The 16,969-nt window shown below is 36.7% G+C and carries 10 protein-coding genes and 3 pseudogenes; 4 read left to right on the top strand and 9 right to left on the bottom strand.

Annotation, left to right across the window (positions count from 1 at the left end; translation table 11 throughout):
• Window positions 1–282: 282 nt before the first annotated feature.
• Window positions 283–863: pseudogene (locus LQ203_RS02900) on the bottom strand (transposase); the annotation flags it as partial.
• 1,080 nt (window positions 864–1,943) lie between these two features.
• Here LQ203_RS02900 and LQ203_RS02895 point away from each other — a divergent pair.
• Window positions 1,944–3,563, top strand: coding sequence for an ATP-binding cassette domain-containing protein (locus LQ203_RS02895; protein ID WP_230155511.1), 1,620 nt, complete (start codon window positions 1,944–1,946; stop codon window positions 3,561–3,563).
• Window positions 3,564–4,551: 988 nt separating this feature from the next.
• On the opposite strand, the gene LQ203_RS02890 is transcribed toward LQ203_RS02895, so the two are convergent.
• From LQ203_RS02890 to LQ203_RS02880, 3 genes are all read right to left on the bottom strand, one after another.
• The gene (locus LQ203_RS02890; RefSeq protein ID WP_230155510.1) at window positions 4,552–5,178 is read right to left on the bottom strand and encodes a hypothetical protein; all 627 of its coding nucleotides are present in this window, start codon (window positions 5,176–5,178) and stop codon (window positions 4,552–4,554) included.
• A gap of 183 nt (window positions 5,179–5,361) precedes the next feature.
• A complete protein-coding gene (locus LQ203_RS02885) occupies window positions 5,362–5,823 on the bottom strand; it encodes a flavodoxin (RefSeq protein ID WP_230156119.1) in 462 nt (153 codons plus the stop codon).
• Window positions 5,824–6,423: 600 nt separating this feature from the next.
• Window positions 6,424–6,822, bottom strand: a complete 399-nt coding sequence (locus tag LQ203_RS02880; protein WP_230155509.1) for a hypothetical protein — start codon at window positions 6,820–6,822, stop codon at window positions 6,424–6,426.
• A 741-nt stretch (window positions 6,823–7,563) separates the two neighbouring features.
• Here LQ203_RS02880 and LQ203_RS02875 point away from each other — a divergent pair.
• Window positions 7,564–8,052 (top strand): hypothetical protein, encoded by a 489-nt coding sequence (locus LQ203_RS02875; RefSeq protein ID WP_230155508.1) that lies wholly within the window; start codon window positions 7,564–7,566, stop codon window positions 8,050–8,052.
• A gap of 649 nt (window positions 8,053–8,701) precedes the next feature.
• Here the strand turns inward: LQ203_RS02875 and LQ203_RS02870 are convergent.
• Window positions 8,702–9,409 carry a DNA alkylation repair protein gene (locus LQ203_RS02870; RefSeq protein WP_230155507.1) on the bottom strand — a complete coding sequence of 236 codons (708 nt, stop codon included), beginning with the start codon at window positions 9,407–9,409 and terminating at the stop codon, window positions 8,702–8,704.
• 921 nt (window positions 9,410–10,330) lie between these two features.
• Here LQ203_RS02870 and ppsA point away from each other — a divergent pair.
• A complete protein-coding gene (gene ppsA, locus LQ203_RS02865; RefSeq protein ID WP_230155505.1) occupies window positions 10,331–12,946 on the top strand; it encodes a phosphoenolpyruvate synthase in 2,616 nt (871 codons plus the stop codon).
• A gap of 196 nt (window positions 12,947–13,142) precedes the next feature.
• A pseudogene (locus LQ203_RS02860) lies at window positions 13,143–13,252 on the top strand (ATP-dependent DNA ligase); the annotation flags it as partial.
• A gap of 209 nt (window positions 13,253–13,461) precedes the next feature.
• Here LQ203_RS02860 and LQ203_RS02855 read toward each other — a convergent pair.
• From LQ203_RS02855 to LQ203_RS02840, 4 genes and pseudogenes are all read right to left on the bottom strand, one after another.
• Complete coding sequence (locus tag LQ203_RS02855) at window positions 13,462–13,770, bottom strand: SRPBCC domain-containing protein (RefSeq protein ID WP_290370512.1); 309 nt, start codon at window positions 13,768–13,770, stop codon at window positions 13,462–13,464.
• A gap of 91 nt (window positions 13,771–13,861) precedes the next feature.
• Window positions 13,862–14,308, bottom strand: a pseudogene (locus LQ203_RS02850) (enoyl-CoA hydratase-related protein); the annotation flags it as partial.
• 387 nt (window positions 14,309–14,695) lie between these two features.
• Complete coding sequence (locus LQ203_RS02845; protein WP_230155501.1) at window positions 14,696–15,709, bottom strand: NADP-dependent oxidoreductase; 1,014 nt, start codon at window positions 15,707–15,709, stop codon at window positions 14,696–14,698.
• 78 nt (window positions 15,710–15,787) lie between these two features.
• Entirely contained in the window at window positions 15,788–16,825 is a 1,038-nt protein-coding gene (locus LQ203_RS02840; RefSeq protein WP_230155499.1) for an aldo/keto reductase, read from the bottom strand.
• Window positions 16,826–16,969: the final 144 nt, after the last annotated feature.

Below are 16,969 nucleotides of genomic sequence, written 5' to 3'. Positions count from 1 at the left end.
ACTCCATCTTTTACATGGTTCTTAATGCTAATAACGATTACGTTCTCGATGATTTCAAATTTAGGTTTCTGAGGGGAAATATTGTTTTTTTTGTAAAGTCTTTATACTACTTGTTTAAAAAAATCTACATCCCCAATATTTTTCTCCAAAAAATCACCCCTTGTTATTAACTTTTCTACTTATATCTATCTTAATCCAAATATTACCTTATTCAACTAACCTGCCCCATTAGTTCATCAAGAAAATCAACAACATCTTTTAACAGAGCCTAACAAATTTATCTGGTGGAAAAAGCTTCTTTCCATGATTTACACGATCTTGATTTATTTCATCTTGAAGGCGTCCTTGATTCGCTCGTGCTTCTTTGTGAACGATTTTCTTTTCAAATTCCCTCTTGTTCGCACTGACTTTCACATGTGTGGAATCGACGAATATGTGCTCTGCACTTATTAACTTTCTATCAGCAGCTGTCATTAAAATGCGATAGAAAATCTGTTCAAACAGGTCTGTATCTTTAAAGCGTCGCTCATAATTTTCCCCGAACGTAGAGAAATGAGGTGCTTTATCATGGAAACCGTAGCCTAAGAACCCAACGGTAAGCCATATTTGTTTCAACTTCTTCAATCGTTTTACGCATGGAACGAATACCGAAGGTATATTGGATGAATGTCAGTTTAACTAAAATAACTGGATCAATACTTGGGCGTCCTACCTCTGAATACATATCTTTCACCAAGTCATAAATGAAAGTGAAATCAATGGCAGCCTCCATTTTTACGAACCAAATGGTTCGGTGGCACCAGTTGATCTAAAGTAATCATTTCAAGTAGATCTCGCTGAATAGAATCATGTTTAGAAAGCATCCTCATCACCTCAAGTTTGAATACTTCTATTTTAAAACAAAAAAGACTCTAGGCAAAAGGGTTCTATCTAAATGTTAAAACAAAGTTGATTGGAACGGAAGGTACGAGACTCCAGCATAGTAAAGCGCGTCTAAGGGAGACGCCGAGGGCGGACCGTCCGCGGAAAGCGAGCGCCCTACGTTCCAATCAACGTCCAAATTGTACAAGCCATAAAAAAATGTAGACAAACTCGATTTTCATCGAATTTGTCTACATTCTGAAGCACCCTTGAAAGGATGATTTACTCCTTTTGTTGACTTCCCCAATAAATAACAATAACAGCACAGATTATTATCGCCCACCAATATTGACCAAACTGAGCCTTTATTACAGCAATTGTGAATGAAATAGGAGCAAAAGCCAAGACATGTATATAAGAACCTAGTAAATCCATAATGTTCCATTCTAGAATTTAAATAACTGAATCCTGTTACCATCATTATGCCGACTTTCAAAACCATTAATATAAATGGTGCATTTTGGTCTAAAACGTCCGTCAAATTTAGCAAGTCGATATCTTGGATATTTCGTGTAAAATGAAGAAACAGTCCCTAACGTTTGAAAAATTCCTTTTGAAGTCATACTATCATCCAGTTGCCTTAATAATAAAAATCAGAGGAATTCACTTTATAATTATACCTATAAATGAATAAGGATTTACTTTCCACCATTTTTTATTTAGGATTTCCTTATACTTACGTTCGTTTTTCTTTTCATTTTTTCGGTTATATTGATGATTAATACATTTAGATTAAGCAAAAGAAAAAATGATAACTATGATGATCCAAGTAATGCTTTATTGAACAAATATGGATTATTAAGACGATATCAAATAATCTCTATGGACTTTAAAAAATATCGAATACTCAAAGTTTTGTTTATGAACCTTTAACTTTTTGCAGAAATAAGATACAATTCAAATGATGGCACAGTTTAAAAAATACATAAACGTAAACTGCTGTTTATGTGAATCAGCGCAAAAATAACCTAAACTAATGTTGGAAACGTTGAAACAAAAGTATTTTGGAGGAATGTAAATAAATGATTACTGTAAATAATGTTGGTTTACGCTATGGCGATCGTAAGCTGTTTGAAGATGTTAATATAAAATTCACGCCTGGTAACTGCTACGGACTAATTGGGGCAAATGGCGCCGGTAAATCCACGTTCTTAAAAATCCTTTCCGGTGAAATTGAAGCACAATCCGGGGATGTCCATATGGGGCCTGGCGAACGCCTTGCCGTCCTAAAACAAGATCACTTCGCTTTTGAAGAAGAAGAAGTCCTTAAAGTTGTCATTATGGGACATGAAAGATTATATGAAGTCATGCAAGAAAAAGATGCCATCTATATGAAAGAAAACTTCACGGACGAAGACGGAATGAAAGCAGCCGAACTAGAAGGTGAATTTGCCGAATTAAACGGTTGGGAAGCTGAACCTGAAGCTTCTATCCTCTTAAAAGGCCTTGGTATTCAAGAAGACCTGCACACAAAAAAAATGGCTGAATTAAACGGTGGCGACAAGGTTAAAGTATTACTTGCCCAAGCACTATTCGGAAAACCAGATGTTCTTCTACTGGATGAGCCTACCAACCACTTGGATTTAAAAGCGATCAAATGGCTGGAAGAGTTCTTGATCAATTTTGAAAACACTGTTATCGTAGTTTCCCATGATCGTTACTTCCTGAATAAAGTTTGTACACATATCGCGGATCTGGATTTCGGTAAAATTAAAGTTTATATCGGTAACTATGACTTCTGGTATGAATCAAGCCAGCTTGCCCTTAAGCTGACACAAGATGCCAATAAGAAAAAAGAAGAAAAAATCAAAGAGCTCCAAAATTTCATCGCTCGTTTCAGTGCTAATGCATCCAAATCGAGTCAAGCAACATCCCGTAAGAAATTATTGGATAAGATCAGCTTAGATGATATACAGCCTTCATCTCGCCGCTATCCATATGTCGGTTTTACACCTGAGCGTGAAATCGGGAACGATTTGCTTCGTGTAGATGGAATTTCGAAAACGATCGATGGCATAAAAATATTGGATAACGTCAGCTTCACAATGAATAAAGGTGATAAGATTGCTTTTGTCGGCAAAGATGAGATTGCTAAAACAACAATGTTCAAAATTTTAGCAGGTGAAATTGAACCGGACAACGGATCTTTCAAATGGGGCGTTACGACCTCTCAGGCATACTTCCCTAAAGATAATGCCGAATTCTTTGAAGGTGTCGATTTAACCCTTGTCGATTGGCTCCGTCAATATTCTCCTAATGATCAAAGCGAAAGCTTCCTACGCGGTTTCTTAGGCAGAATGTTGTTCTCTGGTGATGAAGTCACGAAAAAGGCCAGTGTCCTTTCAGGGGGCGAAAAAGTCCGCTGTATGCTTTCTAAAATGATGTTAAGCGGTTCTAACGTCCTAATGCTTGATGAACCTACCAACCATTTAGACTTAGAGTCGATTACAGCATTGAACAACGGTTTAATCAGCTTTAAAGGTTCAATGATCTTCGCTTCTCATGACCATCAGTTCATCCAAACTGTTGCGAACCGAATCATTGAACTTACACCAAAAGGTACGGTAGATAAGCAAATGAGTTATGATGAGTACCTTGAAAATAGCCAATTGCAAAAACAAGTGGCTGAAATGTATAAATAAGAAGTTTGTTAAATGCGGCACATCCTTATGGGATGTGCTTTTTTCGTTGCGCTTCCCTCCTTCATGCATTTGTTTTAATCCTTCCAACTTATTGATGGTATATTAATTGATCTGCATTAAATATAATAATATTCCACCACAAATGAGCACTGAATAAATTCATGAATAAAAAGGTATATTGGTAAGAAAGGAGTGAGTTAGATTGGATGGGCATTCAGTGAAAAATATTTTTGAGGATACAGGATACCTTTTTTTATATGATAAATTCAGTTATCAATTTTATGTATCCGGATTATTCGACCTCGTGGATCAAGAAACAATAATTTCGGATTTTTTACATTCTTATGGATTCGATGAAAAACATTCACTCTTTTTTGACGACTTTTCCTTTTACTTTAATTGTTTTCATTATTCTTTCCAAAAGGAAAAGATGTTAAATTACTTAAAAGCGGAATATGATGAACATATTTGTTAAGTACAAAAGAACTGGTAATCCTAACTAGTCAAACAATACCAGAAAAAAGTAAGGGCATATATGGCGCTCTTACCTCAGACTGTAGACAAACTCGACCATAATGGAGTTTGTCTACAGGTTTTTTTAGGTTTTTAAATATGATTGTTGTGTGGAACGTAGGGCAGTCGCTTTCCGCGGGGGTAATGAAAACATAAGATACACCTTCAATCCTTCTGTCAATTGGTAAGGCTAAATAAATGGTAGCTAAATACCTATAGTATAGGGTATATAATCTAGAATGAAAATGTGAGCGGATTATCCTCTTAATGGAATAATCCGCATTTGATAAATTATGTAATTTCCAGTTTGCAAGTTATCCATCTCCCCTTTCATCATCGAATATTCATTAGAAATAATGACCTAACCCGCTTTATATTAGATAATCCTTTTATACGCAATAGGTTAATAATTCAAGTAATTGTTCACTGTCACCTTAGTCCACAACCGCAATATTCCTAGGTTTTCTGAACACGATTAATGACTAATAAATCTTTCTTGGTTTATATTACTACCTTCATAACATCTTTTTTGATATGAGCAGCTTTTGCAAACTGTTAAGGAATCCGTTTTCAAATACTTTTTGGGTTCTTGTAAAAGATTCTTGATAATGTTGAGGTATTCCAATCCATCCGAAACATCCTTCATCGTTGGAATATACGTTTCTATTTTACCTTCCATAAGCGAGAATATCTCTATTCTTTCTGGTAATTGACCAAATGCCTTTTTACAAAATACCGATATCATATTATTAAATAAAAGGTTCATGTCTTCATGTGTATCAACTAAATACTTCTTTATGATGAATGAGTTGCTTGTCCATTCTGCTACTTCAATAGTTAAGGAAAGTTCCGTCCCCAACTCCTCAATATTAGTATTAAACTTTTCATATAAAAATAAAGGTGGATATTCAATCTTTTTAGAAGTTAAAAATTGGAGTAAATGGTCTGTTATATTAGCAAGTGCCCTATAATAATGAACCTTTGACTCGAACTGACGTACATCAATGGCACTCCAATGATCATCTATGAGCTCCATAACTTTCTTAGGCGTCTGACTTTTTGGAGGAAGTTTATAATATCGGCTTACAACTTGATTAACCACAAATTGAACCTTCTTCCTCCTATCCAATTGAGTTGTGATTTTCCCTTCAATATGTTGAAAGTAAAATTGATAAGGACATCTTATAAAATCTTGTAAATGGTAATCAGTTAAAGTAACAATGGAAATCCGATGTTCCTTACCCCTCATTCCCGACATCTCTCTTTCCTCATAAAATTTCTCAATCTATATTGAAGAGACAAAACTTTTCTTTATAAAATCCCTCCCAAAATTTTGGCAGTTTTTGATATCCTCATCATCTGGGGTTAATTCTACTTTTAACCCTTCTAGGACGATATCAGCACCCTGTTCCCTTAATTTTTCTGTCAAAATATCTACGGCTGCACCATATTGTGAGTAAGATGAATCGCAGGGACCAAACACCGCAGCTTTCTTTCCTGTTAGATCAATATGATCCATTTCGTCATAAAAGTCTAAAAAATCATCCGGCAATTCTCCGTCTCCCCACGTATAGGCACCTAATAAGATACCATCATAATCTCCAAGTATGGAGGCTTCAGGACCTTCCATTATATCTATCTTTTCGATTTTCACATCACTGATTTCTATGATTCCTTCTGCAATGGTATTTGCCATTTCTTCTGTATTTCCACTCATACTGGCAAAAATTATAATGATAGACATGATACGTTCCCCTTCTAACAATGATAATTATTATCAATTATTATTAAAATTTTTTAACCACTTACTGGTACGTCATCACCTTTAAATAAAATTTGGTAAATCGAAGCTTTTAGCAAAAAAGATAGGTATCGATTGTTTTTTTGCTTTATCTCTAAAAATTGATAAAGTATGATTAACAAAATTAGTTAACACGAGAATCATGTCAATGTTATTGGGCATTTCTTTTTTTCTTTTTTTCTTTACGTCCGCTAATATGGAACACCTCATCCAGCAGATGATAATTTTTTAGGAATCACTCCTAAATGATCTCCACCTACAACAAGTAATGAACATGGCTTATTTACCCACATCCTGCATGTAACAGTTTAAACTTCTTCAAGGTAATCAACATCATAACAGCTCACACCACTGCTAGGACATGACATATAACTGTTCACTTCTAACACCGGAAACATGTTTCTCTTGATATAGCAACACGAATCACATTGAAAAAATATTATAGATACTGCCCTTCCTTTTTATTGAACTATCCTTTTGAAAGAAGTCTCTTCTCGAACGATTTATTGTTTTTATTTTATATGTTCATGAAAATGCCCTATTTTCTTAAACAGCATGTACATCTCCAGAGTTCATTTTACTCTTTATTTTCTGTACGTTGCTCAGTTCATCGGCAAATAAAAGAAATGACTCCCTATCATGTGCATCGAGTGCTTCGTTTACTTTAAAGCTCAAATGGTTAATTTTTAGGTTCAAATCTAAAATGGAACAAATGGTACCCTTGGAATACAGTTCCTCAATATCTTCCACATGCATAAAAAACTGAAACTCGTTGTTGACAACTATTAAAGAGTGCCATCCTAGGCAATCAACGTACTTCCGTTCGTCTGTAATTGTCCAAACATCACCTTGACGAAACTCAATCATATGTTGGTGCTTTTGCCCCGGACAGCAGCAGCTTACTTGATGCTGAAATAATTCTAATATTATAAAATCTTTATTCATACGTGTTCCTCACTCACATTCAGTTTTTTTGAATTCTTCTTCAATCTTAACTCTTTGTCAGTCAAACTGTTTTTTGTCATAATAACCGTCTATTCTGTTAAAGTTGACTTATTTTTTAATTTTTCTTCCTGGTTTAAAACTGTTTATTCAATATTGTCGCCTTTTTAATTTCGAAATTCTTTTGATAGACATGCAATAGGAATTTGCAAGAGAATTAAATGAAATTGATAATCATTATCATTTAATATTTTATATGATAATGATTATCATTGTCAATCTGTTTTAGCTAATTTTTCATATTTTTGTATTGTTGCCTCGGAAAAAATAGATGCCTAGCGACTGCTACCAAGCGCCATCTTACGTATTATATAAGTCTTTCATATTCCACCCGTAAGTCCTACCCTGGCTTCTGATCTAATAGATTCTATTAAAAAAGAGGTCAACCAGTAATTTTGTTTACTGTTCGACCTTATAATACGAACGCATTTGTTAACTTAATAAGACCATCTTTACTTACTTTCTAAAATATCATTATTAGTATTCAATATTTCTCGGCTAAGTAATGATGCAGAGTTGCTTCTTCCTATAAATCCGTTAGGAATAGATTGTTCTAAGTTTCGTTTTTAAATTCCTGTAATAGATAGAATTCATGCTTGTACCTTACCTCCTCAATGCTATAATTTCTTTAATAGCCATAATAATAAACAAATACCTATTGTAAATCGTTAAGGGGAGATTTATTTGAAACACTTATCTTTAACTCAGAAAAAATGGTGGTTGACTGCACATATATTATTTTCTGCCATCTGGCTTGGCGTTACTGTAACTTTTTTAATACTAAGTATCAGTGTCCTAATGACTAAAGATATTGGGACAATAAAAGCGTATTATTTAAGTATGCTGCAACTGGAACAAACTGCAGGTAGAGTTTCGATTATTGGAACAGTTATTACTGGTTTTTTCCTTTCCATTCTAACAAAATGGGGATTACTTAAATTTTATTGGATTATTTTCAAGGAAATCATCACGTTGATTTGTATGGCATTGGGATTTTTATTTATTTATTTTTGGACTTTAAAAGGTTTAAATGACTATAAGTTTTTAAGTGATGCTTTCTTTGTTAACCACTATCAACTGATGACAGGAATTGCTTTACAAATAATTTTACTAACAACGCTTTTTATAATATCAGTGTTCAAGCCCTGGGGACAGAGAGTGCAGAAAAAATGAAATATCAACCAAAGGAGAATAAATAGAGGGTTTCTCTGATACAGATAATAGATTCGTAAAGCCAGGAGAGTATGAAAATCGACTTTGAAGATGGGAAAGGCCACATTGTAAACGGCAGTAGGCTTTCTGTTTTCGCTACAATACCAAACGGCAACAACTATGAATACAATCGAGTTCACAGAATAAATGTCAAAGTACTTCAACAAAAAGAAGCAACAGTTCGTATATCTGTTGCTTCTTTTTGTATGATTTGGCCCTACTGCCTTTATGTTATTTACATTCTTTTTTGTCTTTTGCAGTACTTCTTCTTCCAATGCATCAGCTTTAATTTCATGTGATGAGCAGTATTATTTAATAGTTGCATAAACCGCCTTGTCTTTCTATACGAGATATGGGCTTTATAATTTTGAAGGTAATAACCTTTTTTCACGATGGTTGAAACATAATTGCCCAAGTACAGTATCTTTAAAATCATCTTTCGAAAGTTGATTGGAACGTAGGGCACTCGCTTTCCGCGGGCGGTCTGCCCTCGGCGCCTTTGCGCCTGCGAGGTCTCCCTTGGACGCACATTCCTAAGCGGGAGTCTCGCACACCCGTTCCCCTCAACCCTGCATTAGAACAATTACACTTCAATTTTACGAGGCTAACGTTAACATCTTACATACTTGCGTTTAAAACCCAGCCGTCCTTTATCGACTGCTTTTTGAATGCTTTCATGAGCATTTAGAAAACTGCTTTTTTTCTTGTCCCGTTTGACCTCTACTGTTCCTATCGCCTTTGCGGTCTCGACTGCCTTTTCATGGAGCGGCACATATGATATCCCCACGGTGTTTAGAAAATTATTCATAGCGGATTTCGCTCGTTCTGGCGAATCGTGAATCGTATTTTTCACAATATCAAGCATATTGGAAATCTTGCGTTCTGAAAATTCAACGTCTAGTCGATTCCCTAAAAGCCAACAGTAGCAACTCCAGCCAGCTGACATTCTCAGCTCTTCACCGCTTGCGATCCATTTATCAGCAACTTCTTGTGCAATATCTGACTCTGATAAAGTTACGGCCACTACATAATCGGACAGCATATAAAAATATGCAGCATCCATCCAACGATCATAATCCGACTCAGTCATGGCTTTTGGATCTACAATAATGCCTGCAAAGTACATTGCATCGTAGTTCCCAGTGGAATAAAGCTCTTCAGCTAAACGGTGATTTATTTTTATTTTCTTTGCAATTGGTTTCATAGCGCCTGTAGCCACGCCAAAAAGCGGCTCATGCGCACCATTGGATATGTACATTTTTTTAGTTCGTTCCTTGCCAAGAGCTTCAAGCTCCTGCATAACCATTTCTAAATTCAACGTTTAGCACTTCCTTCTTTTTGAAGTTTTCCATCTAATATTTTACCCATCAAATATATCACCATTATCCTATAACAAACTACCATTTGTCAGCAAAACTACCATCAAAGCACATGAATGTTACGCAGTAGGAATCCACTTAATGCATGTTGTCACATTGTTTTCGAAATGGTGGTAAGAAGTGTTACTGTTGCTACAACGCTTAGAGACATGGGATTTCCCCTTTGTTCTTGTTCAACTATACTGCCCCTCTAGTTCCGTAAGATAAAAGGTTGCCGAAACAACCCTTTTTATGAAAGTAAACACTAGCTATACTGTGAACTAAATAAATATAGTGTGTATTTTTCATACTTTAAGGAAAGCCAATTAAATGGATTTAATACAACTGGACACAGCAATATTGAAAAAAATTGATAACTTCATTATGCAATCTGAACAATGGAAAACGAAATAAAAGATGTTTTTGTACAGAAATTTTTCAATGATACTAAATGCTTCGGGTTAGTGGCACTCATGCCGCCCGGGACCAAAGCCATCAATCTTCAAAGTTTAAAAAACTGCATGTAGGTATATATGGTAAATTCAAATGTAGATCATGAAGAATTGTGCTTACACTAACGAAGCAGGTAAGTTTAATAAGAGCTTGAAATCTCATATTAATATAAGGTGTTTTTTTGGAAAATTAACAGATAAATAGAAAAAGGTTTATTTAAATCCTATTCATTGTGGGCTAAAAGGTATATGAACTGCTTTCGAGAAGGTGAATCGGGGCATCAGCATACTTTATAGTAAGGACTAGCTATTTTTTTTGAACTCTTCCTAATTTAATTATAGCATTTAAAAAATGGTTAATATAGACTTTTTATTCTCATTTACTACTGCTAAAATCAATAGAACATTAATAGTTAGGGGAGATGTAGGATGAGTTCTGTGGTTCTCGATTTTCAGGAGATAGAAAAAACACAGCTTTTGCTCGTTGGCGGAAAAGGGTTAAATTTAGGGGAATTATCAAAAATTCAAGGAATACAAGTACCAGAAGGATTTTGTGTTACAACAGAGGCTTATCAAAAAGCCCTCGAACAAAACGAAGCCTTCTACGCATTGTTGGATCAACTAACACTGCTAAAAGTAGAGGATCGAGGTCAAATTGGTGAAATCAGCAGGAAGATTCGACAAATCATTATGGAGATAGAAATTCCTTCCGATGTTGTGAAAGCAGTTGCTCACTATCTCTCCCAGTTTGGCGATGAACATGCTTATGCAGTGCGTTCTAGTGCGACTGCTGAAGATTTACCACACGCCTCTTTTGCCGGTCAACAAGATACCTATTTAAATATCATCGGAAAAGAAGCCATCTTGCAGCAGATCAGCAAATGCTGGGCTTCCCTATTTACGGATCGAGCGGTCATATACCGAATACAAAATAGATTTGACCACAGACAAGTTTATATATCCGTTATCGTTCAAAGGATGGTTTTCCCACAGGCTTCAGGGGTTTTATTTACCGCTGATCCGATTACTTCTAACCGAAAACTGCTATCAATCGATGCCAGCTTTGGACTTGGGGAAGCACTGGTCTCTGGCTTGGTATCTCCCGATTGTTATAAAGTACAGGAAGAGGAAATCGTCGATAAGATGATAGCAACCAAAAAATTGGCTATCTATGCACTAAAAGAAGGCGGAACAGAGACTCAGCAGATCGATCCTGATCAGCAAAAGACTCAAACGCTTACTGAACAACAAATTTTACAGCTCGCACGCACAGGAAGACAGGTCGAAGCTTATTTTGGTTGCCCACAAGATATCGAATGGTGTTTGGTTGATGATACATTTTATATTGTCCAGAGTCGGCCAATCACTACTTTATACCCGATCCCTGAAGCAAATGATCAAGAAAATCACGTTTACGTATCTGTCGGTCATCAACAAATGATGACCGATCCCATGAAACCACTTGGAATGTCTTTATTCCAGTTAACATCTTTTGGACCCAGATTTAAAGCTGGTGGAAGGTTGTTTGTTGATGTCATACACAGGCTGTCTTCATCTGACAGCAGAAAAATGTTATTAGATGCCATGGGACAACATGATCCGCTCATGAAAGACGCACTTATGACCATAATAGAGCGAGAAGATTTCATAAAATATTTACCAAATGATAAGCAAGAACAGAGTTCCGGTAAAAGCAATAAAAGTGTGTCGTCTGCGGATTCTAGGGCACAAATCGAAAACGACCCGACAATCGTTTCTGATTTGATTAAGAGTAGTCAAACATCGATAGAAGAGTTAAAACAAAACATCCAAACGAAATTAGGATCGGATTTATTTGATTTTATTCTGGAAGATATCCAGATATTAAAGAAGATTTTATTTGACCCACAAAGTTCAGCTGTGTTTATGGCTGCTATAGATGCTTCATCATGGATCAATGAAAATATGAATGAGTGGTTAGGTGAAAAAAACGCAGCCGACACCCTTTCTCAATCTGTACCAAACAATATTACTTCGGAAATGGGTCTGGCGCTATTGGATATCGCGGATGTGATTCGTCCTTATCCAGAAGTAATTGATTATTTACAACATGTAAAAGATGATAACTTTTTGGATGAACTGGTTAAGTTTGATGGTGGACAGGAAGCCCAAGACGCTATCTATGATTATCTCCGCAAATTCGGAATGCGATGTACCGGAGAAATCGATATTACTAAAACTCGTTGGAGCGAAAAACCAACTACACTCATCCCTATGATTCTCAGTAATATCAAAAACTTTGAGCCTAATGCTAGCAATCGGAAATTTGAGCAAGGGCGACAGGAAGCTTTGAAAAAAGAACAAGAGTTATTAGATCGATTGAAGCAATTACCGGATGGTGAACAAAAAGCCAAAGAAACAAAACGAATGATCAGCCTAATCCGGAATTTCATCGGTTATCGGGAATATCCAAAATACGGCATGGTTAATCGCTACTTTGTTTATAAGCAGGCTTTACTGAAAGAAGCCGAACAACTTGTACAAGCCAAAGTCATTCGTGAAAAAGGAGATATATACTATCTCACTTTTGAAGAACTTGGCGAAGTCGTACGGACAAATAAACTGGATTACCAGATCATCAGCAAACGAAAAGACGAGTACAATTTATATGAAAAACTAACTCCCCCACGTGTTATAACGTCTGATGGTGAAATCATTGTAGGTGAGTACAAACGAGAAAATCTCCCAGCCGAAGCTATTGTAGGTCTACCTGTTTCTTCTGGAGTTATAGAAGGGCGAGCACGTGTCATCTTAAACATGGAAGATGCTAATCTAGAAGATGGAGATATATTAGTCACCGCCTTTACTGACCCTAGCTGGACACCATTGTTTGTATCCATAAAAGGCTTAGTCACCGAAGTTGGTGGACTGATGACCCATGGAGCAGTTATCGCACGTGAATATGGCTTACCAGCAGTTGTCGGAGTAGAAAATGCTACCAAACTGATAAAAGATGGGCAACGAATTCGAGTACATGGGACAGAAGGGTATATCGAAATATTGTAATTGCTGAATACGTCCAGATTTAATTAGTAGTAACGCTCCAGTGGTTACCAGAGCGGTTTGATACGAAAATTGTGCCACCTATAATAAACCGTAAAATATAACCCACTAATTTCTCACCTTACAGTGTGACAAGATGTTATATTGAAAGTCTTATCAATTTTGTGCAATATTATGGAGATAGCTTTAGCTTGATGGTATCAGATTAATACTTTCTATGTTTGATGATCGAATTAAATTATACACTCGTCACAACAATGAAATCAGTTCTAAATTCCCAGAATAGCTTCATTGGATATTCCGGATGGAGCAAATTATCAAGACTTACATTATAAATATCCTAAAAAATAAAGGATAATACATATTAGACATGTCTAATATGTATTATCCTTGTTTTTCCATTATAGCGCCCTTTATTGGAATAACATAAAATTACCCTCATTCTAATCACTTTTTTAGTTCAACTAAAGCACCCGTTCGTTTAAAATCATTAAAATAAATAATTACCAAGAACAATATCAGTTTTCTGAAATATTTGAGAGGTAATCAGCCAGTTGAACGAAGGTTACTGAAAAGCCCTCCTGAACCATTTCTTGCGTCTCCTCGTAAGTTTTCCTTTCCTCCTCAGTTGGGGATACAGGTGTCCCAATCATCGTAAGTATTGTTTTACCTTCATGCTCGGAGAATGTAAAAGTATTGAGGATTTCCAATGGCCAGTTGTCGTTAAAAGGAGCACGTAATATGTTACCCTTTTCATCAGAAAAGAAAGAGGTGTACACGAGTTTCACTGGAGCATTTACTTCATGATAAAAAAACTTGACCCACATACATTACTGTCAGGAAATGTCTGGATGTAATGTAAGAAACCCTCCTGGCGAAGCTCAAACATCTGCCCCGTTAGTTGCATAAAGAAATCTCTTATTTCCCTTGAAAATGCGGCTTTCTTTTTTCCAAAAATGCAGTTGTTCCTTCTTTCTTATCTTCTGATGAAAAGAGAACAGCCTGGGCTAATTTTTCAATCATTAATCCAGTTTTTAAATCAACATCAGATCCCAAATTTACAGCAATCTTAGCTAACTTAACTGCTAAAGGGCCTTTTGCAAGGATTTGAGAGGCTACTTCTCCTACCTTTACCTTAAGGTCTTCTGGACTTGTCACTTCCGATATGAGTCCAATACGAAACGCTTCATTTGCATCAATAATTTTCCCCATTAAAATCATTTCCAGCGCTTTTCCTTTGCCGACGATTCTAGCTAAACGCTGTGTGCCTCCAGCACCTGGAATAATTGATAAATTTAGTTCCGGAAGACCAATTTTTGCGTTTGTAGAAGCAATTCGAATGTCACAGGACATTGCTAATTCGCATCGAAAAAATGATCTGTTAGATGAACAGTCCGAAGAAAATTTGTCTTATCAAACAAACCTCCCTCAATATTGAAATCGAAATCTCTCGATTTCTCGTGTTTTCTTAGAGTTTCATAGTCATCTGATTTATCGGATTATCACCCAAATGGATTATACTATCTTAAAAGGATAAAAATGGAGGTTAAAAGAAAAAGACTCATAACCCGGTAATAAGAGAAATTATGATTGTACAAGTGGATGTCCACATATCTCATGGAGGTCAACACCCGCCACATTGTTTTGATTAACACTTGATGTTTGTTTATTCTTGGAATAGGCACATCGTTGATGCGAGCTTCTAGCTTTTTCGAATAACTTTGTATTTGGACTGCTCTCATCATGTTCCCCTTAAAAATTAATAATCACTTTCCCTTTTGGTCGTCCATTTGCAACTAGTTCTAGCGCTTCATTTACGTTGTCTATGGTAAATAGTGTTGGATGAATTGCTGGAACAATATTGTTTTCTTCAATGATTTTGGTAATATCTTTGAGTTGTGCGCCGTCAGAACGAACGAAGATAAAATGGTATTCCACATCGTGTTTCTTGGCTTTGTGGTCATACTTTGCGCCAGCAACAGAAAATAGCTTTTGTTTCCACAATGGAAAATTTCTGTCTTTTCCGAAACGTTTATTTGGTCCTGTACGGAGAGAGAGCAATCTTCCGCCCGGTTTGATGATACTCAATTCATTGTCAAATTCTTTAGGCCCCAGTGTATCAATCACGTAATCCACATTCGACAACAAGTCAACGTAGTTTTCTGTTGTATAATCCAAATATTTTTCTGCACCAATTTTCAAAGTGCGTTCGCGCGCTTCTGAGTTGCCACTAACAATGACATTTAGACCCATAGCCTTTGCGATTGGTACAGCCGTTTGACCAAAGCTACCTGATCCACCTGGAATGAAAACAGATTTACCAGACTGTGCCTCAAGTTCTTCATGTAGACCTTGATACGCTGTGAGTCCAGCCAATGCTGCAGCAGCGGCTTCCACGTAGGACAAGTTTTTTGGCATGGGTGCAATTGCGGCAGCGTCAATTGCAGCATATTCCGCAAAAGCGCCGATTTTTTCTAGTGGGAGACGTGTATAAATGGCGTCTCCTACGTGAAAGTCTGTCACATTTTTTCCTGCTTTTTCGATAACGCCTGTCAATTCATTACCAAGCGTTAATGGAAATTCATAATCTTGAATCAGTTTCACGCTACCTGTGCTAATCAACATTTCGAGCGGATTGACCGCGGCAGCTTTTACCTTTACCAAGACTTCGTTGTCATCTATTTCTGGAATTGGAATGCCATTGACTTGGGCATGGATATTTTTTGAGTACTTGGTGATCTGAGCTGCTTTCATGAGTGTTTTCATTTTTTCATCAGCATCCTTCCATCGAGTTCCATTTATTAGGTTTCATTACCAAGATATATCTTTGTTAAGCGTATAGGTTTAACGAAGAATTCTTCGTTTGTCTGCTTGTAACCAATCGGGAGTCCATCCTTTTTCCATCGCATCCAGGGTTACTCCTGGTGGAACAATCGTATCTATCGCATCGAGTAGATCGGTGCTTAATCGGATGCCACTACCTTTTAAAGTTTCCCGAAGTTGCTCGATCGTTCTAGCCCCAATAATCGCAGAAGTGATGGAAGGATGAGATTGTGTGAATGCCATGGCAAGATGTGGTAAAGTTAATCCAGCTTCATCTGCAAGTATTTGTAGTTTGGCTATGACTTCAAACTTGGTGCGATTTTCTTCTCGAATAGGGTCAACAATAGATTTTAAGCGTCCAGAGAAGGTGGCTGCTCTTGAATTTGAGGAGACTACCTCACCTAAACGGTATTTTCCAGTTAATAAGCCGCCCGAAAGTGGGCTCCAAACTAAAACTCCCATTCCGTATTTTGCTGTGGCAGCAAGCAAGTCAAATTCGATACTTCGATTTAAGATGGAATACGGGGCCTGCTCAGAGACAAAACGTGCTATATTTTTGCGTTCGCTAGTCCATTGAGCCTCTGTTACTTGCCATGCTTGAAAATTGGATGTACCAATGTAACGAATCTTCCCTTCACTGACCAGATCCGTAAGTACACCAAGAGTCTCTTCAATATCGGTATCAAGGTCAGGCTGATGCAGATGATACAAATCGATATAATCGGTTTGCAGCCTTCTCAAACTGTCCTCTACAGCTCGCTTGATCCAAAATTTCGAATTTCCAGATTGATTTTGTCCACTGCCCATAGGAAGTCCACCCTTAGTGGCCAGAATGACATCCTGCCTGCGACCTTTTAGAATTTCACCTAAAATTTCTTCTGATTCACCACTTGAATAGACATCTGCAGTATCGATCAGGTTAATTCCTCCAGCCAAAGCTTCTTCCAGAATTAGTGCAGACTCTTTCTCAGTATTGTTCCCCCAAAAACCAAATGTACCAGTACCTAATACAAAACTGCTTACTTTAAGACCTGTACGACCTAATACACGATATTCCATGTTCACTCAATCCCTTCTTAGATTTATATATTTAGAATAATCATTCTAATTCAGATAAAAAACTTTTCCCGAATGATCGAAGAGGCCGGTTGCCGTCGCCTTGATTTTTTGCCATATAAGCTATACTTACACCTCTTGAGATTC

The organism is Peribacillus sp. Bi96 (genome assembly GCF_918698115.1).
Classification (GTDB): Bacteria; Bacillota; Bacilli; order Bacillales; family DSM-1321; genus Peribacillus.
Note: the sequence above shows the minus strand (reverse complement) of the source record. Positions and strands in the feature narration are given on the sequence as shown.